Genomic DNA, 22,238 nt, shown 5'->3' on the forward strand with positions numbered 1-22,238 from the left:
GTGGCGCCCCAATCTCTCACGCTATCCTGCGCAGGATGCCCTTCAGGTCGTCGGGTGAGGGCGCCACCGGGGTGGTCGTGGTGCAGCCGTCGGCGAGGGCCGCGGCCACCAGGTCGTCCTCGTCGCGACGCAGAACCTCGGATGCGACCTTCAGGTCGCTCAGCCGCGACGGGATGCCCAGCCTCGACCTCAACCGTTCGACCGCCCCGATCAGCGACGTCACCGCCGCCCGGCCCCTCGCCGAGGGGTGCAGCAGCCTGCTCAGGCGGGCGTAGCGTTCGGCGGCGCGGTCGCTGCGGGCGGCGTTGAACTCGATGACGTGCGGCAGCAGCAGCGCGTTCAACCTTCCGTGCGCGATCGGGTAGTGGCCGCCCAGCGCGTGCGCCAGCGAATGGACGATACCCAGGCCGACGTTGTCGAAGGCCATCGCCGCCATGCAGGACGCGTTGTGCATGTGGGAGCGGGCCTCCAGGTCGTCGCCGTGGGTGTAGCAGCGCTCCAGGTTCCCGAACACCAGCTCGACGGCCTTCTCCGCCAGCGCGTCGGAGAAGTCGCAGGCCTCCAACGCCACGTACGCCTCCGTGGCGTGGGTGAGCACGTCCATGCCGGAGTCGGCGGTGATGTGCGGCGGCACCCCGACCACGGCCTCCGGGTCCAGGATGGCCAGCCCCGCCACCAGTTCGCTGGAGGCGATCGGAACCTTCGTGTGCGTCTGTTCGTCGGTGACCACGGCGAACGACGTCACCTCCGAACCCGACCCGCTGGTGGTCGGGATCGCGACGATCCCCTCCGGCGCCCCGAAACCGGCGTCGAGGGCGGCCTTGTGCATCACCTTCGCGGCATCCATCACCGACCCGCCACCGTAGGCGACGACCACGTCGGGCCCGGACTGCAGGTAGACCGACACCCCGGCGCCGATCTCGGAGGTGCTGGGGTTCGGTTTCACACCCGTGAACGTCGTCACCCGCTCACCGAGCCTGTCGACCACCTTCCGGTACACCCCGGTGGTGGCCAGGAAGTCGTCGGTCACCAGGAAAACCGGCCTCCCGCGGAACTCGTCGAGCGCCTCCAATGCCTCCGCGCCCAGCCTCACCCTGGTGGCCAGCCGGAACTCCCTCATGCCCTGCCCCTGTTCTCCTGTGTCTCTGTTTTGCTCCCCCTGACCGCGGGAATCGTTTCCCGCGGTTCGTCCGGCGCCTCCCATCCCGGTTTTCCCGCCTCGCTGGCGGCGCGGATCATCCAACGCAGAATGTGCACCGACGTGCGAGGCCTGGTCATGCCGCCCTCCCGGAATGTTCCCTGCGGTACTCGGACGGGGTCACCCCGATGTGTTTCTTGAACTGCCGCGAGAAATAGTTCAGCGGCGTGAAATCCAGCTCCGCGGCGATCCTGAGCACCGGTTTGTCGGTGTGGATGAGCACGAACTTCGCGCGCTCCAGTCGTTTGGCGGTCACGTAGTGGATGAAGCTGGAGCCGGTACGTTCCTTGAACTTCCTCGCGAAATGCGACTCTGACCACATCAGGTAGGAGGCCGCCTTGTGCAGCGTCAGGAACGACGACGGGTTCTTCTCGATCTCGTTCAGCAGCGTCGTCAGGTTGCGTTCCCCACCCCGGGATGCGGGTTCGAGGAGGTCGTGGACGCGGATCAGCAGTTTCTCGCAGTACACCTGGCACTCGTAGCGGTTCATCGGGCCGCGTCTGCGTCCCCGGTGGCGGGTGACGATCTGGGAGATGTCGCGCCCGAACTGCACGGCCTCGCTGGTGGCGATGCCTATCATCATGTCCTCGTACTCGGACAGCTCCTTCGGATCCACCTTCTGGCTCCAGCGCGGCAGCAGATGATCCAGGTAGTCGCCGAGCAGCTCCAGGTTCGCGGCCGCGTTGCCCTGCGCGACGTTGCGGGCCACCACCGGGGCCTCCAGCGAGATCCGTCGCTTCACCGACTCGACGGGGATCAGCGGCAGCGGTTTCCGGATGCCCGCCAGCAGCGGGGCGAGCGCCGCGTTGCCGCTGGGGTCCGGGATCCTACCGAGCCTGCCCAGCACCGTGCCCGCCACCGCGACGGCGAAATCCGCCTCGCCGAGCGTGGAGCCGAGTTTCGCGTTCGCCAGCCCAACGATCTCGTTGGCGGCGGCCTGCAGCTTGCCGAGGTCGACCACGGCCACCTGATCCAGCAGCTTCGCGGTCTCCGAGTGTTCCAGCACCTCCGAGGCGCCCACGATCTGCTGGAGCTGCTGCTGCCCCTCGGTGAGTAGCACCTGCCCGGCCATCACCGCGCCCAGATACTGCGCACCCCACATGATCGAGACGGAGAAATCCACCAGGCCCGCATGGCACCGGTACACGACCGGACGTCCCTCGATGGCGCTCTGCAGCCCGCCGTGGGCGTCGCAGCTGTAGCACTTGGCGCGGATCGCGGGATCGCGACGCAGGTATTGGCACAGGGTGCTGAATCGCGACGCCTCCGTGACGGGACGACCCATGGAATCGACGGTGATCATCGCCAACCCGGTGGAGGTGGCGAAATCGTCCTGGATGCGCTGCAACTCCTCGACGTCAATGAGATTGCGCAGATCGAGGGCGGCAGCCGCGTTGCCCGCGACGGGGTTCACGATGAAGTCCGACACAGCACCTCCTGCACGCGTTTGAATCCCTTGCCCGTGATCGAGTCGACCGCCACGATCTGGTGGGCACCGGCCCGTGTGAGATGGTCGACGGCGTTGTGAACCTGGGTCTCGGTGGCCACCCCGGCGTGGGTGACGACCCCCAGCACCTCGCGGTTGAAGGTGGTGGCGAACCCAGGCGGGAAACGGGTTTCGTCGCTGGTGGCGGACTGCACCAGCACCACCACGTCCACGTCGTAGGAGGCCAGCATCAGGGCGTGTTTGTAGCGCCCCACCTCCAGGTACTCGCCCGGGGTGTCGATGGCGGAGGCGAAGGTCTCGATGGCCTGGGTCTTGGCGTACTCGATGGGCAGCCCTTGGAGACGCTGCCTGAATGTCGTCTTGCCGGCTCCAATGCTGCCGACAAGCAGGATCGACCTCATGCCCTACGTCACGTCCTCGTCAACGGCGCCGGGGTGAAGCCGAGAATGGATTGGAGGGTGGTGACGATCCCCGTGACGGCAGACTCGACGTCGGCGAGCTGGCCGGTGATGAGCAGCGACCCGGAGAAGCGGTCGACGAAGGCCAACTCGACTCCCGCCGACTTGGTGGCGATGTCGGCGGCGATCACGGCGGCCTCACCCGGTGTGATGGTCAGCACCCCGATGGCCCCGCTGCTTCCCGCGGGAAGACCGATCTTCGGGTACAGGTGCGGATCGGGATTGGCTATCACATGGGCGAGCGTGACCTGCTTGCCAGGCACGAACTCCTGGATGATGCGCGTTTTGTCGGTCAGCTCGGTCATCAATCGCTCCTCTGGGTTGCCCTCACGATAGGGGCACTTCCGGTCGGGTTCAACGTTGCACGCATTCTCGAAGCAAGAATGTGTAACAACCGGAAGAAACTGTGTATCGGAACCTGCTCTATGGTGTCGGGACAGGCCCAATTGGCCTGCCGCTAGGACTAACGACGAAGGAGTCAGCATGCAGGAAGCGCTCGGAATGGTCGAGACGAAAGGCTATGTCGGAGCGGTTGAGGCCGCCGACGCCATGGTCAAGTCCGCGAATGTGTCCCTCGTGGGCAGCGAGAAGATCGGTGCCGGCCTCGTGACCGTGCTGGTGCGCGGCGACGTCGGCGCGGTCAAGGCCGCCACCGACGCGGGCGCCTCGGCGGCGGAACGGGTGGGTGAACTCATCAGCGTGCACGTGATCCCGCGTCCCCACAACGACGTCGAGAAGATCCTCCCCACCCAGGCCAAGTAGGAGAATGAGCAATGTCTGAGGAACTGATCAACAAGGTCTTGGCCGAAGTGGTCAAGAAGATGGGCGGCGACGACCCCGCGCCCTCCGCCACACCTGCCCCCGCTCCCACGCCCGCAGCCGGAACCCTGCCCGCCGTGACCGAATTCGTCGGCACCAACGTCCTGGGTGACACCATCGGCATGGTCATCGCCAACGTCGACCCGAAGCTGCGCGCGATGATGAAACTGGAAAAGGACTTCCGCTCCATCGGGATCCTCGGTGCCCGCACCGGCGCCGGCCCGCACATCTTCGCCGCCGACGAGGCCGTCAAGGCCACCAACTCCGAGATCCTGACCATCGAGCTGCCCCGCGACACCAAGGGCGGCGCCGGTCACGGCTCGTTGATCATCTTCGGCGCCGAGGACGTCTCCGACGCCCGCCGCGCCGTCGAGGTGTCTCTCGGGGAGCTGGACCGCACCTTCGGTGACGTCTACGGCAACGAGGCGGGCCACCTGGAGTTCCAGTACACCGCCCGCGCCTCCTACGCCCTCAACAAGGCGTTCGGAGCCCCGATCGGCAAGGCCTTCGGCATCACCGTCGGCGCCCCCGCCGGCATCGGTGTCGTCCTGGCCGACACCGCCGTCAAGGCAGCCACCGTCGACGTCATCGGCTACGCCAGCCCCGCCGGCGGAACCAGCTTCTCCAACGAGGTCATCTCGTTCCTGAGCGGCGATTCGGGTGCCGTCCGGCAGGCCATCATCGCCGCCCGCGAGGTGGGCATCCCCCTCCTCGGTGCGCTCGGCGCCACGCCCGAATCCACCACGACCCCCTACATCTGAGGACCGATCTGATGCGTTCCAAGAGGTTTGAGGCGCTCGACGCGCGCCCCGTGAACCAGGACGGGTTCGTCAGCGAATGGCCCGAGGTGGGCCTGATCGCCATGGACTCCCCCAACGATCCGAAACCGTCGATCACGCTGACCAACGGGCTCGTGACCGAGCTCGACGGCAAGACCCGCGACCAGTTCGACATGATCGACACCTTCGTCGCCGACTACGGCATCAACCTGGAGCTGGCGGAGAAGGCCATGGCCATCGACTCCCTCCAGGTGGCCCGCATGCTGTGCGACATCAACGTGCCCCGCACCGAGATCATCCCGCTGACCACCGCCATGACCCCGGCGAAACTCACCGAGGTCGTCAGCAACATGAGCGTGCTGGAGATGATGATGGCGGTCACGAAACTGCGTGCCCGCAAACAGCCCGCCAACCAGTGCCACGTCACCAACGTCGCCGACAACCCCGTGCAGATCGCCGCCGACTCCGCCGAGGCCGCGCTGCGTGGTTTCGCCGAGCAGGAAACCACCGTCGGCGTGGTCCGCTACGCCCCGTTCAACGCGCTGTCGCTGCTGGTCGGCGCCCAGACGGGCCGCCCCGGCATCCTCACCCAGTGCGCGGTCGAGGAGGCCACGGAACTGCAGCTCGGCATGCGCGGGCTGACCGCCTACGCCGAAACCGTGTCCGTCTACGGCACCGAAGCGGTGTTCATGGACGGCGACGACACCCCCTGGTCGAAGGCGTTCCTGGCCTCCAGCTACGCCTCCCGCGGCCTGAAGATGCGCTTCACCTCCGGCACCGGATCCGAGGTGCAGATGGGCTACGCCGAGGGCAAGTCCATGCTGTACCTGGAGGCCCGCTGCCTGTTCGTGACCAAGGCGGCCGGGTCGCAGGGCACCCAGAACGGTTCCGTCAGCTGCATCGGCGTGCCCGCGGGCGTGCCCGGCGGCATCCGCGCCGTGCTGGCCGAGAACCTGATCGCCACCATGCTGGACCTCGAATGCGCCTCCAGCAACGACCAGACCTTCACCCACTCCGATCTGCGCCGGGTGTCGCGGTCGCTGATGCAGTTCGTGCCCGGCACCGACTTCATCTGCTCCGGCTACTCCTCCACCCCGAACAAGGACAACATGTTCGCGGGCTCCAACTGGGATGCCGAGGACTTCGACGACTGGAACATCATCCAGCGCGACCTGCGCATCGACGGCGGCCTCACCCCCGTCCTGGAGGAGGACGTCATCGCGGTGCGCCGCAAGGCCGCCCGCGCCCTGCAGGCCGTCTTCGACGAACTGGGACTGCCGGCCATCACCGACGCCGAGGTGGAGGCCGCCACCTACGCCCACAGCTCCGACGACATGCCCAAACGCAACGTCGTCGAGGACCTGAAGGCCGCCGAGGACATGATGAACCGCGAGGTCACCGGCGTGGACGTGGCCAAGGCGCTGTCGCGAGGCGGTTTCGAGGACGTCGCCCAAGCGGTGTTCAACCTGCTGAAGCGTCGCGTCGCGGGCGACTACCTGCACACCTCCGCGATCTTCGACGCCGACTTCAACGTGATCTCGGCCGTGAACTCGCCCAACGACTACCACGGCCCGCAGACCGGCTACCAGATCGACGACGAGCGGTGGAACCAGATCAAGACCATTCGTCAGGCCATCAGCCCCGAGAGCATCTGAGGTGAGCCATGAGCATTGATGTGAACACCCTCAAACAGATCATCGCGCAGGTGGTCCAGGAGATGACCGCCGAGGATTCGGCCGCCACCCCGCCGGCCGCCGAGCCCGCCACGGCGGCCCCCGCCTCGGGTGGCACCGCGACGATGACCGCCACGGCCGCCGGGAAACTCACCCTGGCCGAGACCGGACCCGCGGAGCGCGGCTCCGACCCGAAGGAGGTCGTGGTGGCGGTTTCCCCGGCGTTCAGCACCCTGATCCACGAAACCATCATCGGCCTGCCCCACGCCGCCGTCCTCAAGGAGATCGCCGCGGGCATCGAGGAGGAGGGCCTCAAACACCGGTTCGTGAAGGTCTACAAGACCGCCGACGTCGGTTTCATCGCCCACCAGGCGGCGAAACTGTCGGGCTCCGGCATCGGCATCGGCATCCAGTCGCGCGGCACCACGGTCATCCACCAGAAGGACCTGCCGCCGCTCAGCAACGTGGAGCTGTTCAGCCAGTCCCCGCTGATCGACCTGGAGACCTTCCGCGCCATCGGCAAGAACGCGGCCAAGTACGCCAAGGGCGAGTCGCCGCAGCCCGTGCCGATCCGCAACGACCAGATGGCCCGCCCCAAGTACCAGGCCATCGCGGCCCTGCTGCACAACAAGGAAACCGCCCAGTGCGACCTGGCCAAGAAGCCCCAGGCGCTGCGGGTCAGCACCGCCTAGGAGAGTCACCATGGATCAGGAACAACTCATCCGACAGATCATGTCGGAGGTCATGAAGTCCCTCGGCAACGACTCCGTGTCCTTCGCCAAGAACACCCCGGCGCCCGCCGCCCCGGCCCAGGCCCCCGCCGCGGGGACCCGCCGGATCGGCCGCGACGAGTACCCGCTGGCCGAGAAACACCCGGAGCTGGTGAAAACCAACACCGGCAAGGCCCTCGACGAACTCACCTTCGAGGACGTCAAGGCGGGGAAGCTGAGCCCCCTCGACTTCCGCATCTCCTCGGAGACCCTGGAACTCCAGGCCCAGGTGGCCGACGCCGACGGACGCCAGACCCTGGCCCGCAACCTGCGTCGCGCCGCCGAGCTGGTGGCCGTGCCCGACGCCCGGCTGCTGGAGATCTACAACGCGCTGCGGCCGTACCGCTCCACGAAGGCGGAGCTGTACGAGATCGCCGACGAACTGGAGGGCCAGTACGGCGCGAAGGTGAGCGCGGGGTTCGTCCGTGAGGCCGCCGACGTCTACGAGGCCCGCGGAAGGCTGCGCGAGGACTGAGGAACCACCCCTGAAGCCGGCCCAGCCGGGCCGCGAAAATCTCTTTCAAAGCCGGTTGAGCCGGGCCGCGAGGAACGAGCGGCCCGAGTCGAAACCACCCGGCAGCCGACAAGCAAACTCAACCCAGGACGACAACGAATTCAAGGAGAAAGGAGGCGAGGACGATGGCGAAACTGGTCGCTGGCATCGACATCGGCAACGCGACCACCGAGGTGGCGCTCGCCGAGACCGGTGATGCCGACGGGCAGGTGGACTTCCTGTCCAGCGCCATCGTCCCCACCACCGGCATCAAGGGAACCAGCGCCAACATCCGTGGCCTGTTCCGTTCCCTCACCGAGGCCCTGAACAAGGCGGGACGCCGCATCGAGGACCTCGACTCCATCCGCATCAACGAAGCCGCCCCCGTGATCGGCGACGTCGCGATGGAGACCATCACCGAGACGATCATCACCGAATCCACGATGATCGGACACAATCCCTCCACCCCGGGCGGCCTCGGCATCGGGGTGGGAACCACCATCGCCCTCGACGAGCTGCCCGACGCCCCCGCCGGGCAGCCCTACATCGTCGTGGCGCCCCGCACGATTCCCTACGACCAGGTCGCGGCCCGGCTGAACGCCGTCGCCGAGTGCCTGGAGGTCACCGGCGCGATCCTGCAGGCCGACGACGGCGTGCTGGTCCACAACCGGCTGGCCCGCAAGATCCCCATCGTCGACGAGGTGCGTCTGATCGAGAAGGTCCCGCTCGGGATGCTGGCCGCCATCGAGGTGGCCGACGTCGGGCGCATCGTCGAGACCCTGTCCAACCCGTTCGGCATCGCGACCCTCTTCGGTCTGGAGGCCGACGCCACCCGCTCCGTGGTGCCCCTGGCCCGTTCCCTGGTGGGCAACCGTTCCGCCGTGGTCATCAAAACCCCGGAGGGCGACGTGCAGGAACGCCGCATCCCCGCGGGCCGCCTCACCTTCCACGGCACCAACACCCTCGACGTCGATGTCGACCTGGGTGCGGCCGAGATCATGGACGTCGCCTCCCGGATCCGCGACCTCTCCGACATCACGGGAGAGGCCGGCACCAATGTCGGCGGCATGATGGAGAAGGTGCGGGTGACCATGGCGCAGCTGACCAACCAGCACACCCGCGACATCCGCATCACCGATCTGCTCGCCGTCGACACCCGGGTGCCGCAGCAGGTGGCGGGCGGCATCGCCAACGAGTTCTCCATGGAGGCCGCCGTCGGCATCGCCGTGATGGTCAGGACCGACCGCCTCCAGATGGAACGGATCGCCTCCGAACTGGCCGCCGAAATCGGCGTGCCCGTCGAGGTCGGCGGCGTGGAGGCCGACATGGCCATCCGTGGCGCGCTCACCACCCCCGGGACGGCCGCCCCCATCGCGATCCTCGACATGGGCGCCGGTTCCACCGACGCCTCCGTCATGCGCCCGGACGGCACCGGCACCTCCATTCACCTGGCCGGCGCCGGGAACATGGTGACCCTGATGATCCAGTCCGAACTCGGCCTCGACTCCTTCGACCTGGCCGAGGACATCAAACGCCACCCGCTGGCGAAGGTGGAGTCGGTTTTCAACATCCGCCATGAGGACGGCACCGTGCAGTTCTTCGAGGATCCGCTTCCCGGGCACGTCTACGCCCGTACCGTGGTGCTCAAACCCGATGGCATGGTGCCCCTCGACGTGGATCTTCCCGTCGAGACCATCCGCCAGGTCCGCATCCGCGCCAAGGAGCAGGTTTTCGTCACCAACGCGATCCGCGCCCTGCAGCGCGTCTCCCCCACCTCGGAGGTGCGCGGCATCGACTTCGTGGTGCTCGTCGGCGGCTCCGCCCTGGACTTCGAGATCCCGCAGCTGGTCACCCGGGCCCTGGCCGACTACCGGGTGGTGGCCGGGCGCGCCAACATCCGCGGTGTCGAGGGGCCCCGCAACGCCGTCGCCACCGGCCTGGTGCTGGGGGGTGCGTCGTGACCGACGAACGCCCCACCATCAACCTCGCCGTCCACGAGGGCATCGGCGACGAGCAGCTCACCCAGGTGCTCCTCGGCATCGAGGAGGAGGGGGTGCCGAGCCGCGTGGAACGCCTCCCGGAGCTCAACCCCCTGACCCTGGCGCACCGCGCCGCGACCTCGTCGCGGCTGGGCATCGGGCTGGGAATCGCCCTCGACTACGTGGTCATCACCACCGAGAAACTCCCCGAGCGGCGCCCCTACCTGGCGCATTTCCTGGGGCGCAGCGAGCAGGCGGACCGGATCATCGGGTCGAACGCCGCCCGCCTGGTGAAGAGACTTCCCCTACGTGAACCCGAAAGGAGCCAGTGATGCAAGCACTGGGGAGCATTGAAGTGGTGGGCCTCGTCGCTGGCGTCGAGGCCGCCGACGTCGCCTGCAAAACCGCCGACGTCAACCTGATCGGCTACGAACTGGCCAGGGGCGGCGGCTACGTCACCGTCAAGGTCGAGGGCCAGGTGGCGGCCGTTCAGGCGGCCATGGCCGCCGCCGAGGTGGCGGCGTCGAAACTGACCCGGGTGGTCAGCAGGATCGTCATTCCCCGGCCCCACCAGGAACTGGAATCCATCGTCTTCTCGGCCGCGACCGTGGGCCTGACCAAACCCGCGCCCGATGCGAAGGCGACGACGAAATCCGCCGCCAAGGCCAAGGCACCGGAGAAAACCAAACCCGCGCCGAAGGCCGAAACCAAGGCCCAGGAGAAACCCGAACCCGAATCCGGGGCGGGAACCACCAGCGAACCCGGACCCGAGCCGAAGGCCATCACGAAACCCGAGCCGAAACCGCAGCTCGAACAGGCGCAGCCCGAATCCGGCCCGGACCAGAAGCCGGATGCCACACCCAAGAACCCCGCGGAGACCACCAAGGCTCCCCGGACATCCACCACCAGGAGGAAGCAGTCATGAGCAATGCTCTCGGAATGATCGAGACCAAGGGCTACGTGGGGGCCGTCGAGGCCGCCGACGCCATGGTCAAGTCCGCGAACGTGACCCTGATCGGCAGCGAGAAGATCGGTTCCGGTCTCGTCACCGTGATGGTGCGCGGCGACGTCGGTGCCGTGAAGGCCGCCGTCGACGCCGGGTCGTCGGCCGCCGCCCGGGTCGGCGAACTGGTCTCCCAGCACGTCATCCCGCGTCCCCACGGTGACGTCGAGAAGATCCTGCCGCAGTCATGACCGACGCGCTCGTCGCCGAGATCACCAGCCGGGTCCTGGAGCGGATCGCCGCCCTGGACCCGCGCAAGGTGGTCGTCGGCATTTCCAACCGGCACGTTCACCTGTGCGACGCCGATTTCAAAACCCTGTTCGGCTACGATGCGCCGAAGGTGAAGAAGATGGTGCGCCAGCGCGGCGAGTTCGCGGCCGAGGAGACCGTGACCCTGCACGGCCCCCGCGGCACCATGACCCGGGTGCGCGTGATGGGCCCCAACCGTCCCGCCACCCAGGTGGAGTTGAGCCGCACCGACTGCTTCGCCCTCGGCATCAAGGCGCCGATGGCCCAGTCGGGGCATCTGGAGACCGCCGCCCCCGTGCGCATCGAAGGTCCACTCGGCAGCATCGACTGCGACCACGCAGTGATCGTCGCGGGCCGTCACATCCACATGAGCCCCGACGACGCCGCCGCCCTGAACCTGAAGGACCAGGACCGCGTGAGCGTCCGGTTCGGGGGGGAGCGCGGGGCGCGTCTGGACAATTTCCTGATCCGCGTCAAGGACTCCTACCTGGCGGAGCTGCACCTCGACACCGACGAGGGCAACGCCGTCGGGGCCAGGACTGGCGACTACGTGACGATCTGCCTGGACCGATAACGATGGCGACGAATCCCCAGACCAGGATCAACCGGTTCGCGGAACTCGTGCGAACCGGGAAGGTCGCACGCAAGAACGCCAAGCGCAGCGGGCTGCGGCTCGCCGTCGACCTGGGCACGGCCAACATCGTGCTTGCCGTGGTCGACGGCGGGAACCGTCCGGTGGCGGGCGGTTGGCGGAAGGCGAACGTGGTCCGCGACGGCATCGTCGTCGACTGGCTGGGGGCCGTCACCAACGTCCGGGAGATCCTCACCGAACTCCACGACAGGCTGGGCCACATCTTCACCGAGGCCGCAGTCACCATCCCGCCCGGGATCAGCGAGGGCACCGTGAAGGTGTTCACCAACGTGCTCGACGCCTGCGAACTCGACCCGTGCGAGGTGGTCGACGAACCCGTGGCCGCGGCCCGGGCCCTCGGCGTGACCGACGGCACCATCATCGACATCGGCCACGGCACCACCGGGGTGTCGCGGCTGCGCGACGGGGTGGTCGACTTCTCCACCGACGAGCCCACCGGCGGCCACCACATGACGCTGGTGTTGTCGGGGGCGCTGGGGATGGGCTACGACGAGGCCGAGGCGTTCAAGTGCGACCCCGCCAACGTCGAGACCGTCTTCCCGGTGGTGCGCCCCACCCTGGAGAAGATGGCCACCATCGCCGAGCGGGCGCTCGGCGGCACCGACCCGGGCAAGGTGTATCTGGTGGGTGGTTCCGCCTCCCTGCCCGAGGCACCCAAAGTTTTCGAGAAGGTCCTCGGCGTCACGGTTGACCGGCCCGAGGAGCCCCTTTTCCCCACCCCGTTGGGGGCGGCAATGAGGAGTAGCCGATGAACGAGAAACAGCTGCGCGAGCTGATCACCAGGATCGTGCGCGAAATGCTCGCCGAACAGCCCCGGCAGGAAACCCCGGCCACGGGGAAACCCAACGCGCTGGTGCTGTTCTCGGGTGCGCTGCTCGGTTTCGACGCGGCCCTGGAGTCGCTGAAACGGGCCGCGGAACACGTCAACCTCGACTGGCGGCAGACCACCTCGGCCTCCCGTGTCCTGGATCAGGAACGCATCGCGGCCCTGGGCATGACCCCGGCCGAGGAGTCGCTGGTGCAGGCCCACGACCTGCTCGTCGTCCCCACCCTCACTGCGAACCTGGCCGCGAAGGTCGCCCACGGCATCGGTGACTGCCTGGCCAGCAACGTGGTGGCCGAGTTCATCATGAGCAACAAACCGGTGGTCGTGGCCACCAACGGCGTCTGCCCCGACTCGGCGGACAAACGCGGCTGGTTCCCGCAGATGCCGTCGGGCTACGCGGCGATGCTGCGCGAGAATCTCGCCGCCCTGAAATCGTTCGGGGTGCACCTGGCGACCGCGGAAACCCTCGACCGGGTCGTCGGGGAGGTCGCGGGCGCGGGCGACGCGGTGCACTGCACCGCGCGCGTGGTCACCGAGTCCGTGATCCGTTCCCTGGCGCCGGGGTCGCGGCTGAGCGTGCACCGCAGAGCGATCATCACCGACCTGGCCCGCGATGCGGCCGCGTCGTCGGGCGTCACGATCACCAGGAGGAGCTGAGATGTACCTGGCCAAGGTGGTGGGCACGGTGGTCTCCACCAGCAAGGACGAACGCCTCGTCGGTTTCAAGCTGCTGCTGATCCAGCGCGTCCACTCCGACGGCGCCGCCGTCGGCGACCAGGAGGTCGCGGTGGACACCGTCGGCGCCGGAACCGGTGAGACGGTCATCATCACGAAGGGCAGCTCGGCCCGGTTCGCGGCAAACCGGCAGCAGGCCCCCCTGGACGCGACCATCGTCGGCATCGTCGACGTGGTCGAGGTGGAGGACTGACCGCCATGCCGAACGTTTACACGCGCACCGGCGACAAGGGTGACACCGGGCTGTTCGGGGGCTCCCGGGTGCCCAAGCAGAGCCTGCGCGTGGAGGCCTACGGTACCGTCGACGAGGCCAACGCGGCGCTCGGGGCGGCGAAGGCGATGCTGCCCGCCGGCCAGTGGCGGCGCCGCGTCCACGACGTGCAGCAGCGGCTGTTCGTGCTGGCCGCCGAACTGGCCAGCGACCCCGAGGGCGCGGCGATCCTGGCGAACAAGATCAACACCGGCGACATCACCGATCTGGAGCATCTCATCGACGACTGCCTGGCCGTCACGGGGCCGCAGCGGGAGTTCGTGGTGCCGGGCCGCGACGACCGGTCGGGGGCGTTCCACCAGGCCCGCACCGTGGTGCGTCGCGCGGAACGGCGGGTGCTGACCCTGGCCGAGACCGAACCGGTGCGCCCCGAACTGATCAAATACCTCAACCGCCTCTCCGACGCCGTCTACTCCCTGGCCAGGCTGGCCGAGACCTGGCGCGACGAGGAGATCGAACGCATCGTCCGGGACGCCGTCGCCAAGGTCCTCGGAACCCCTTCAAAGCAGGCCCAGCCGGACCGCGAGGAACGAGCGGCCCGAGTCGAAACCACCCCCTCGAAGCCGGTTGAGCCGGACCACGAGCCTCTGGGCGAGCAGTCCGCCCCGGCACCGTCCCGCGGCCGAACCCCGGTCCGTCGGTTCGATCTCGCCGCCGCCAAACGGATCGCCGAGCGGGCGGAGGCGCGCAGCGCCGAACTGGGGGTGCCCGTCGTGATCGCGGCCGCGGACGCGGGCGGGAACCTGATGCTGCTGCACCGCATCGAGGGCGCGCTGCTCGCGTCCATCGAGATCGCGATCAACAAGGCGTGGAGCGCCGTGGCCTTCCAGGCACCGACCGCGACGCTCGGCCCCCTGGCCACCGGGGACGGTCCCCTCCCCGGTCTGGCCGACACCAACTCCGGCCGCGTGGTCCTGTTCGGCGGAGGGGTGCCCGTCCACGTCGACGGGGAACTGGCAGGGGCCATCGGAATCTCCGGTGGAACCGCTGAACAGGACGTGGACATCGCGACCTGCGCGCTGCAGGACTGGAACACGATAGGAGAGCAGTAATGAAGATAGATCCGGCACAGCTGGAGGCGACCATCCGCGAGGTGCTCGCGGCCATGCTCCCCGGCAACGACAACCAGACCGAGGCGCCCGCGACGCAGCAGGAAGCCCCGGGTGACGGGGTGTTCGCCGACATGGACTCCGCGGTGGAGGCCGCCCACCTGGCGCAGCGCGAGTACCTGAGCCATCCGATGGCCGACCGGCGCCGCTACGTCGCTGCCATCCGTGAGGCGATGCTGGCCCCCGAGGCCCTCGACTACATGTCGGAACAGGCCGTGGCGCAGTCCGGGATGGGCGATGTCGGCCACAAGTACCTGAAGAACAAGGTGGCGGCTGCCGAGACCCCAGGGGTGGAGGATCTCGTCACGGAGGCGTGGTCCGGCGACGACGGCCTGACCACCATCGAGTACTCGCCCTACGGCGTGATCGGGGCCATCACCCCCACCACCAACCCCACCGAAACCATCACCTGCAACGCCATCGGGATGCTGGCCGCCGGCAACGCCGTCGTGTTCAGCCCGCACCCGCGGGTCGCCAAGTTGTCGTGCTGGCAGGTGCGTCGCATCAACCGGGCGCTGCGCGCCGCCGGCGCCCCCGACAATCTCGTGGTGACGGTCACCGCGCCGTCGCTGGAGAACACCAACGCGATGATGGCCCACCCGAAGGTCCGGATGCTGGTGGCAACCGGGGGTCCGGGCATCGTCAAGGCGGTGCTGAGCTCCGGGAAGAAGGCGATCGGCGCGGGCGCGGGCAACCCGCCCGCCGTCGTCGACGAGACCGCCGACATCGAGCACGCCGCGAAGTGCATCGTCGACGGCGCCAGTTTCGACAACAACCTGCCCTGCACCGCGGAGAAGGAGATCATCGCGGTCGACTCGATCGCCGACATGCTGAAGTTCTGCATGATCAAGCACGGCGCCTACGAGGCGACGGCCGCCGAGGTCGCGGAGCTGGAGAAGCTGCTGGTGAACGGCGACAAGCCGCGCACCGAGTGGGTGGGCAAACCGGCCGCGAAGATCCTGGAGGCCATCGGCGTCACCCCGCCGCCCGGGGTGCGGCTGATCGTGTGCGAGGCCAGCGCCAACCATCCGTTCGTGGTGCACGAGCTGATGATGCCGGTACTCGGGCTGGTGCGGGTGCCGGACGTGGACGCCGCCATCGACCTGGCCGTCGAACTGGAGCACGGCAACCGCCACACCGCGGTGATGCACAGCCTCAACGTCAGCAAGCTGACGAAGATGGGCAAGCTGATCCAGACCACGATCTTCGTGAAGAACGGCCCGTCGTACAACGGCATCGGGATCGGCGGCGAGGGCTACCCGACGTTCACCATCGCCGGACCCACCGGCGAGGGCCTCACGTCGGCTCGCAGTTTCACCCGGAAACGTCGCTGCGTGCTCGTCGGCGACCTGAACGTCCGCTGAGCCGCCATGACCAGGCGAATCGCGGTAACGGGAGCGGCCGGGCAGATCGGATACGCGCTGGTCTACCGGCTGGCCTCGGGTGATCTGCTGGGCGACGAGCCCGTCGAGTTGCGGCTGCTGGAGGTGCCGGCGGCCGTGAAGGCCCTCGACGGGGTGGCGATGGAACTGCTCGACTGCGCCTTCCCGCAGCTGAAGGGCATCGAGGTCACCGACGATCCCGCGGTGGCCTTCGACGGGGCGAACGTCGCGATGCTGGTGGGGGCGTCGCCGCGCAGCGCGGGCATGGAACGCGCCGACCTGCTGGAGGCCAACGCCGCCATCTTCGCCGCGCAGGGCCGGGCCCTGGCGGCCTCGGCGGCCCCGGACGTGCGGGTGGTGGTGACGGGGAACCCGGCGAACACGAACGCGCTAATCGCCTCCCGGCACGCCGACGGGATTCCCGCTTCGAGGTTCACCGCCCTGACCCGGCTCGACCACAACCGGGCCCGCGCGCAGCTGGCGGCGAAGGCCCGCAGGCCGGTGGCGGACGTGACGAACGTGACGATCTGGGGCAACCACTCGGCCACGCAGTACGCGGACGCCTTCAACGCCCGCATCTGCGGGAAACCGGCGGACCAGTGGATCGCCGACGACGCCTGGATCGCCTTCGACTTCATCCCCACCGTCGCCAGGCGGGGGGCCGCGGTGATCGCGGCCCGGGGACGTTCGAGCGCGGCATCGGCGGCCAACGCCACCATCGCCCACGTCCGCGACTGGCTGCTCGGCACCCCCGGGGGCGACTGGACGTCGATGGCGGTGGTCAGCGACGGCTCCTACGGGGTCCCGGCTGGCCTGGTCTCGTCGTTCCCGGTACGCTGCTGCGACAGCGAGTGGGAGATCGTCCAGGGCCTGCCGCTCAACGCCTTCGCGAGAAGTCGCGTCAATGTCTCCGTCGACGAACTGAAATCCGAGGCGGAGGAGGTCAAGTCGATGGGCCTCCTCCCCGCTTGAGACCGAACCCGGCAGGGCCGCTCCTGCGATGCCCACCCACCTCTTCTCAACCACCGAAGAGCCGCAGAGCCCCTGCCGGGTTCTTTATTCTCTGTCCCCTCCCAAAGCAGACCGACCCGAACCGCGACATCCCCTCCCGAAGCTGGTTGAGCCGGGCTGCGACGTCCCTCTTTCCCAAGCTGGTTGAGCCGGGCTGCGAGGAACGAGCAGCCCGAGTCGAAACCACCCTCCCCAAGCAGACCGACCCGAACCGCGACACCCCCTCTCACTCCCCTCTCCCGGGCGCGAATCGCGGGAGAAAAACGGTTCAACGTCGTGTGGCGACGTTGAACCGTCGAGCCTCTGCGATTCGCGCCCGGGGGAAGGAAGGCAACACAGCCTTCCCGTCGCCCGCTGGCCTTCCCGTCATCCGCCAGTCTTCCCGACGGAAACGCCTGCCTTCCCGTCAAACGCCAGCGCTACAGCGCAAGCACACGACGGGTAGACAAGCGCGACCATTCGACTTGCTGGGAAAATGGCCAGGGAACCGGTCGTGAAGGAGGTCGCCGTGCCAGTTCGTCGTCCATTGGCAGCCGGGCGACGACACACGGTGGGGTGTCTGCCCGACGGCACCGTGGTCGCGACCGGAGCAGATTCCGGCGGGGAGTGCCGGACGTCGCTGTGGCGAGACGTTGTCGCGGTCGCGGCGGGCGGCGTCCATGTGGCCGGCAACACCGGTAGATCCCACACGCTGGGGCTTCGCATCGACGGAACGGTTCTGGCATGCGGCTGGAACGCCCAGGGGCAGTGCGATGTCCAGGACTGGCAGGACATCATCGCGGTGGCCGCGGGGTGGAGATTCAGCGTGGGCCTGCGTGGCGACGGATCATTGGTGGCGGCGGGCCGCGCCGTGGAGGAGCAGCTGCGGGTCGAGGACTGGCGCGAGGTGACGGATGTCAGCTGTGGTGATTGGCACACGGTTGCGGTTCACGCGGACGGTACCGTCCGCGCTGCCGGCAACAACGCCGCCGGCCAGTGCGACGTACAGCACTGGACCCGGATTCTCGCAGTTGCCGCAGGGTATCTCCACACCCTGGGGTTGACGAGGGATGGTGCTGTTCGTGCGGCCGGACGTCCGGAGTTCTGGGCCGGCTGCGAGCAGTGGGCGGGAATCGTCGCGGTCGCGGCGGGCAGCTACCACAGCGTCGGTGTGAGAACCGACGGCACCGTGGTCGCAGCCGGCAGATCGGATGCCGGCCAGTGCGACGTGCACGGTTGGCGCGACATCGTGGCCGTCGCGGCCGGCGCGACCCACACCGTGGGGCTTCGCGCCGACGGTACGGTCGTGGCGACCGGCAGCAACAGCCACGGCCAACTCGAGGTCGGGTCCTGGCGCCTCGGATGATTCCCGGCTCCACCGGCGGGCGAACCCCTTGAGCGACGGAAAGTAACATTGCTGCCAGGAGGTGACCTGATGAGCACGTTGACGATCCCGCGGCTGAGTGAACGCACCCACGCCCGCCTGCTACGCCAAGCCGCCGAGAACGGTCGATCCGTTGAAGCCGAGGTCCGGGCGATCCTTGACGCGGCAGTGGGACTGCCCGATGAGAGCACCCCCATGGCAGTGCGCCGCGAGTCTTCCGAGGCCGGAGGCGTGGACATCGAACCGCCCGATCGCACCGACCCGCCGCAGGATGCCACATTCTCGTGATCATCGCTGGCACCAACATCGTCTCCGAACTCCATGAGACAGGCACCTGACGCATCAGTCCTCTCATGGATTCAAGGCCTACCATCTCAAGAACTCACCAGCTGCGCGATAACCGCGGAGAAAATCCAACAAGGGCTCGGGAAGATGCCCCACGGAGCGCTTCGCGAGAACCCGCGCCGTCGCTGGGACAGGCTGATAAAGATTTCTCGCACATCAAGAAACTCGGCCTGGTGAACCCATTCATCCGAGGGGAATTCACTGGAAAAGAGCTCTCGACTTCACCTCATGCGAGACGCATCAGCGTGGATTGCCCTGTCGCGACAGGAACTACCATCGCCTGCAGGAGGTGAGACGATGGGCACCCCCCACACGAGACGCGCAATGCTCCACACCGCACGAATGACCGTGAATCTGGTGAGTACGTCACCGATCCGGGCCGCAAGGGTGATGTCGTGATCAAAGGTCTGTGCACCGGACACACCGGCCCCCTGAACGGAGTGGCGTGGAGTTCTGACGGCAGTCTCCTGGCCACCGTCGGCGACGACCACACTTGCGTCATCTGGAATCCTCACACCGGTGAGCCCGTCGCCACGCTCATCGGTCACACCGACGCCGTGGTCAGGGTCGCCTGGAGTCCGGACGACAAGCGTCTGGCGACCGTCAGCCACGACAGAACCTGCATCGTCTGGAACCCTGACACCGCAGAAAGACTCCTCACTCTCACCGGCCACACCGACGCCGTGACGGGTGTCGCCTGGCACCCCGACGGCACCCGTCTGGTCACCGTCAGCTGGGATGAGACCGGCATCGTCTGGGATTCGGGAACGGGCCGCCCGGTCACGACTCTCACCGGCCACGCCTACCACGTGAACGGGGTCGCCTGGCACCCTGATGGCACCCGCATCGCGACCGCCAGCAACGATGGGACCTGCATCATCTGGAACCCCGACACAGCAGAGAGGATCCTCACCCTCACCGGACATGACCGCTTCGGGGTTGAGGACGCGGTGTACGGGGTCGCGTGGAGTCCTGACGGCAGTCGTCTGGTCACCGCCGGCTGGGATGACGCCTGCATCGTCTGGGATCCCGACACCGGCCAACCCGTCATCTCGTTCGTCGATCACACCGAATGGGCGCTCGGGGTGGCGTGGAGTCCCGACGGCACCCGGGTCGCGACCGCCAGCGACAACGGAACCTGCGCGGTCTGGAATCCGGACACAGGAGAAGCGATCGCCACCCTCGTGCTCCGGTTCGCGACCGGGATAACATTCGTGCACGGGGTCGCCTGGAGCCCCGACGGCACCCGCGTCGCGACCGTTGACAGCAACGGGGCCTGCATCATCTGGAACCCTGACACCGGGGAAAGAGTCACCACGCTCGCCAGCCGCACCGACTGGGTGGACGGGATCGACTGGAGTCCGGACGGCACCCGCCTGGCCGTCATCCCCGACTGGGCCGAGGCATACACCGTCTGGGACCCGGTCAGCGGCCGCCCCACGGCCACCCACAACGCTCACACCAACCTGGTGGGCAATCCCGCGTGGAGCCCCAACGGCACCCGCATCGCAACCATCCACAACGACAAGGCCTGCACCATACGGGACGCCACGACCGGACAGTTGCTCATCACCCTCATTAGCCGCATCGGTTCTCCACAGGGGGTTGCCTGGCATCCCGTGGGTGACCTCATCGCTGTCGCCAGCGATGGCGGGAGATGTACCGTCTGGAATCCCGACACGGGGCAGGACGTCGCCACTCTCACCGATACCGGCACCACACACGTGCTTGACGACGCCAAGAGTGCTGTCGCCTGGCATCCTTCAGGTGACCTCATAGCCACCACCAATGGCGAGGGGACCTGCATCATCTGGCAGCTCGACATCGCGGAGAAATTCACCACCCTCACCGGCCACACCGACGCCGTAACAGGAGTCGCCTGGCACCCCGACGGCACCCGCATCGCCACAGCCAGCAACGACGGAACCTGCATCATCTGGAACCCCCACACCGCAGAGAGGATCCTCACCCTCACCGGACACACCGCCGCAGTAACAGGGGTCGCCTGGAGCCCCAACGGCACTCTCGTCGCCACCAGCAGCAACGACCGCACCTGCATCATCTGGAATCCCCACACCGGGAAGAAACTCACCACCCTCACCGACCACGCCCGCGCCGTGACCGGGGTCGCATGGCACCCTGACGGTGATCTCATCGCCACCGCCGACGCCTCGGGACTGATCCGGATCTCCCACCTCGACGGCACCCTGGAGCGCGCCTTCATCTCCGTGCGACCCCGCGTCCCCGGGGTGGAAAGCTACGCCAGCTGGACCCCCGAAGGCCTCGACGTCCTGGAAGGAGAAGCCTGGCGAGTGCTGCGCATCCCAGAGCCAGAAGACGGAAGCTAGCAGCACCTCGAGACATCCGGCCCGAGGAGGGCCAGCGGCACCACCGCCACCCCGTCGGGACGCCGGTAGGCGGCCTTGCCCGTCGTGACGACCACCAGGTCGGCCACCCGGTCTGGGATCTGGTCGCGCAGCCAGATGAGATGCTTCGCGTCCGAATCGCCCACCGCGGCCGCGAGTTTCACCTCGATTCCCACGATCTGCCCGTCCGCTCCTTCGACGACGAGGTCCACCTCGTGTCGTCCGCCCTGGGTGCGCATGTGGTACACCCGCGCCTCGGCGGCCTGCGCCGCGACGCGCACCGTCAGCGTCGCGAGCGACTCGAACAGCGGCCCCATCATGTGTGCCCCCGACGCGTTGAGCAGGGAGGACGACGACAGACCCAGCAGCCGGGCCGCCAGGGCGGGGTCGGCGAGTTGGTGTTTGGGGGCCTGCTGGAGCCGCCGGATCGGGTTGTTCGCGGGCAGCCAGCCGGGCACCGGATCCAGTATCCACAGGCGGGTGAGGAGGTCCCGGTACACGATGGTCGTGGTGTGGGCCGGCTGTGCCCCGTCGCCTCCGGTGGTGGCGTCCAGCATCCGTGAGTAGGAGGTGGTGGTCGAGGACGCCGCGGCGTAGGTCGCAAGCCAGCGACGCAGCGTCTCCGGATGTCGCACCGCGAAGCCGTGGTCGGGCAGGTCGCGGTCGATGATGCGTTGCAGGTAGGCGTCCAGCAGTCCCCGGCGCAGGCGCGAGGGCGCGTTCATGATCCCGGGGAATCCGCTGGCGACGATCGCGTCGGCGTAATCGGTGAGCCCGTATCCGCTGTCCCCGCCCACCGGATCGCGACCGCCCTCGAGGAGCCGCGCCAGCGACACCGTCGGTGTGGCACGTCCGCGTTCCGGCAACGCCATGGGACGCATCCGCAGCGACAGGATCCGTCCCGCTCCGCTGTGGGTTCCGGCGGCGTCCGTCGGTGTGGCGGATCCGGTGAGGAGGTAGCTTCCGGGCGGGGCGCCGGAGTCGACACGTCGTCGCACCGAATCCCACACCTGGGGCAGTTTCTGCCACTCGTCGAGGAGCAGCGTTCCCGCCGGCACCGCCGTCAGTCCGAAATCCGCTGCGGCAATCCGCCGCTGGTCCTCGTCGTCCAGCAGCCACGTGGTGGTGGCGCGCCGCCGGGCGGTGTCCGTCTTCCCCACTCCCTTGGGGCCGTCGATCGCAATGGCGGGAGCGAGCGGCAACAGCTCGTCCAACTCCAGATCCACCGTCCTGGGTAGGTACTCCATGCTGCTTACGCTACCATTCACACAATTTATACACTAGGATTCACACACTTCTTACGCTACCGT

At 68.0% G+C, this 22,238-nt stretch carries 24 protein-coding genes; 19 read left to right on the forward strand and 5 right to left on the reverse strand.

The annotated features are described in order from the left end of the window. Positions 1-16 precede the first annotated feature (16 nt). The 4 genes from EL272_RS14165 to EL272_RS14180 form a co-directional block, all read right to left on the reverse strand. Positions 17-1,120: a 1-propanol dehydrogenase PduQ gene (locus tag EL272_RS14165; protein WP_061787550.1), complete on the reverse strand. Its 1,104-nt coding sequence runs from the start codon at positions 1,118-1,120 to the stop codon at positions 17-19. Positions 1,121-1,274: 154 nt separating this feature from the next. Continuing rightward, positions 1,275-2,627, reverse strand: a complete 1,353-nt coding sequence (locus EL272_RS14170; RefSeq protein ID WP_061787549.1) for a PocR ligand-binding domain-containing protein — start codon at positions 2,625-2,627, stop codon at positions 1,275-1,277. After that, the gene (locus EL272_RS14175; RefSeq protein WP_061787548.1) at positions 2,609-3,046 is read right to left on the reverse strand and encodes a EutP/PduV family microcompartment system protein; all 438 of its coding nucleotides are present in this window, start codon (positions 3,044-3,046) and stop codon (positions 2,609-2,611) included. The genes EL272_RS14170 and EL272_RS14175 overlap by 19 nt, the downstream gene beginning before the upstream one ends. An 8-nt stretch (positions 3,047-3,054) precedes the next feature. Beyond that, positions 3,055-3,408: a BMC domain-containing protein gene (locus tag EL272_RS14180; protein ID WP_061787547.1), complete on the reverse strand. Its 354-nt coding sequence runs from the start codon at positions 3,406-3,408 to the stop codon at positions 3,055-3,057. A gap of 178 nt (positions 3,409-3,586) precedes the next feature. Here EL272_RS14180 and pduA point away from each other — a divergent pair, with 178 nt between their 5' ends. The 19 genes from pduA (at position 3,587) to EL272_RS14280 (ending at position 20,910) form a co-directional block, all read left to right on the forward strand. Next, on the forward strand, positions 3,587-3,865 hold the full coding sequence (gene pduA / locus EL272_RS14185; RefSeq protein ID WP_061787546.1) for a propanediol utilization microcompartment protein PduA: 279 nt from the start codon (positions 3,587-3,589) through the stop codon (positions 3,863-3,865). 11 nt (positions 3,866-3,876) lie between these two features. Next, positions 3,877-4,683 carry a propanediol utilization microcompartment protein PduB gene (gene pduB / locus EL272_RS14190; protein ID WP_061787545.1) on the forward strand — a complete coding sequence of 269 codons (807 nt, stop codon included), beginning with the start codon at positions 3,877-3,879 and terminating at the stop codon, positions 4,681-4,683. 11 nt (positions 4,684-4,694) lie between these two features. Next, positions 4,695-6,356 carry a propanediol/glycerol family dehydratase large subunit gene (locus EL272_RS14195; RefSeq protein ID WP_014847890.1) on the forward strand — a complete coding sequence of 554 codons (1,662 nt, stop codon included), beginning with the start codon at positions 4,695-4,697 and terminating at the stop codon, positions 6,354-6,356. Between the two features lie 8 nt (positions 6,357-6,364). Next, positions 6,365-7,066 carry a propanediol/glycerol family dehydratase medium subunit gene (locus tag EL272_RS14200; RefSeq protein ID WP_061787544.1) on the forward strand — a complete coding sequence of 234 codons (702 nt, stop codon included), beginning with the start codon at positions 6,365-6,367 and terminating at the stop codon, positions 7,064-7,066. 10 nt (positions 7,067-7,076) lie between these two features. After that, positions 7,077-7,619 carry a diol dehydratase small subunit gene (locus tag EL272_RS14205; RefSeq protein WP_061787543.1) on the forward strand — a complete coding sequence of 181 codons (543 nt, stop codon included), beginning with the start codon at positions 7,077-7,079 and terminating at the stop codon, positions 7,617-7,619. 164 nt (positions 7,620-7,783) lie between these two features. Then, complete coding sequence (locus tag EL272_RS14210) at positions 7,784-9,598, forward strand: diol dehydratase reactivase subunit alpha (protein ID WP_061787542.1); 1,815 nt, start codon at positions 7,784-7,786, stop codon at positions 9,596-9,598. Next, complete coding sequence (locus EL272_RS14215; protein ID WP_061787541.1) at positions 9,595-9,948, forward strand: glycerol dehydratase reactivase beta/small subunit family protein; 354 nt, start codon at positions 9,595-9,597, stop codon at positions 9,946-9,948. Before EL272_RS14210 ends, EL272_RS14215 begins: the two co-directional genes overlap by 4 nt. Beyond that, a complete protein-coding gene (locus EL272_RS15925; RefSeq protein ID WP_061787540.1) occupies positions 9,948-10,541 on the forward strand; it encodes a BMC domain-containing protein in 594 nt (197 codons plus the stop codon). Before EL272_RS14215 ends, EL272_RS15925 begins: the two co-directional genes overlap by 1 nt. After that, complete coding sequence (locus tag EL272_RS14230; protein WP_014847896.1) at positions 10,538-10,810, forward strand: BMC domain-containing protein; 273 nt, start codon at positions 10,538-10,540, stop codon at positions 10,808-10,810. Before EL272_RS15925 ends, EL272_RS14230 begins: the two co-directional genes overlap by 4 nt. Further along, a complete protein-coding gene (gene pduL, locus EL272_RS14235; protein ID WP_061787539.1) occupies positions 10,807-11,442 on the forward strand; it encodes a phosphate propanoyltransferase in 636 nt (211 codons plus the stop codon). The genes EL272_RS14230 and pduL overlap by 4 nt, the downstream gene beginning before the upstream one ends. Positions 11,443-11,444: 2 nt before the next feature. Beyond that, a complete protein-coding gene (eutJ, locus tag EL272_RS14240; RefSeq protein WP_014847898.1) occupies positions 11,445-12,272 on the forward strand; it encodes an ethanolamine utilization protein EutJ in 828 nt (275 codons plus the stop codon). Next, positions 12,269-13,003, forward strand: coding sequence for a flavoprotein (locus EL272_RS14245; RefSeq protein ID WP_061787538.1), 735 nt, complete (start codon positions 12,269-12,271; stop codon positions 13,001-13,003). Before eutJ ends, EL272_RS14245 begins: the two co-directional genes overlap by 4 nt. A 1-nt stretch (position 13,004) precedes the next feature. Continuing rightward, entirely contained in the window at positions 13,005-13,274 is a 270-nt protein-coding gene (locus tag EL272_RS14250; RefSeq protein ID WP_014847900.1) for a EutN/CcmL family microcompartment protein, read from the forward strand. 5 nt (positions 13,275-13,279) lie between these two features. Next, a complete protein-coding gene (locus tag EL272_RS14255; protein WP_061787537.1) occupies positions 13,280-14,404 on the forward strand; it encodes a cob(I)yrinic acid a,c-diamide adenosyltransferase in 1,125 nt (374 codons plus the stop codon). Then, the gene (locus EL272_RS14260; protein ID WP_061787536.1) at positions 14,404-15,825 is read left to right on the forward strand and encodes an aldehyde dehydrogenase family protein; all 1,422 of its coding nucleotides are present in this window, start codon (positions 14,404-14,406) and stop codon (positions 15,823-15,825) included. The genes EL272_RS14255 and EL272_RS14260 overlap by 1 nt, the downstream gene beginning before the upstream one ends. A gap of 6 nt (positions 15,826-15,831) precedes the next feature. Next, positions 15,832-16,815 carry a malate dehydrogenase gene (locus EL272_RS14265; protein WP_061787535.1) on the forward strand — a complete coding sequence of 328 codons (984 nt, stop codon included), beginning with the start codon at positions 15,832-15,834 and terminating at the stop codon, positions 16,813-16,815. A gap of 547 nt (positions 16,816-17,362) precedes the next feature. Next, positions 17,363-18,199, forward strand: coding sequence for an RCC1 domain-containing protein (locus EL272_RS14270; RefSeq protein ID WP_244926090.1), 837 nt, complete (start codon positions 17,363-17,365; stop codon positions 18,197-18,199). A 69-nt stretch (positions 18,200-18,268) separates the two neighbouring features. Then, complete coding sequence (locus EL272_RS14275; protein WP_061787533.1) at positions 18,269-18,505, forward strand: FitA-like ribbon-helix-helix domain-containing protein; 237 nt, start codon at positions 18,269-18,271, stop codon at positions 18,503-18,505. A gap of 452 nt (positions 18,506-18,957) precedes the next feature. Continuing rightward, positions 18,958-20,910, forward strand: coding sequence for a WD40 repeat domain-containing protein (locus EL272_RS14280; protein WP_061787532.1), 1,953 nt, complete (start codon positions 18,958-18,960; stop codon positions 20,908-20,910). Here EL272_RS14280 and EL272_RS14285 read toward each other — a convergent pair. Next, positions 20,907-22,175 (reverse strand): ATP-binding protein, encoded by a 1,269-nt coding sequence (locus tag EL272_RS14285; protein ID WP_061787531.1) that lies wholly within the window; start codon positions 22,173-22,175, stop codon positions 20,907-20,909. The genes EL272_RS14280 and EL272_RS14285 overlap by 4 nt on opposite strands. Positions 22,176-22,238: the final 63 nt, after the last annotated feature.

It is taken from the genome of Arachnia propionica, from assembly GCF_900637725.1.
Taxonomy (GTDB): domain Bacteria; phylum Actinomycetota; class Actinomycetes; order Propionibacteriales; family Propionibacteriaceae; genus Arachnia; species Arachnia propionica.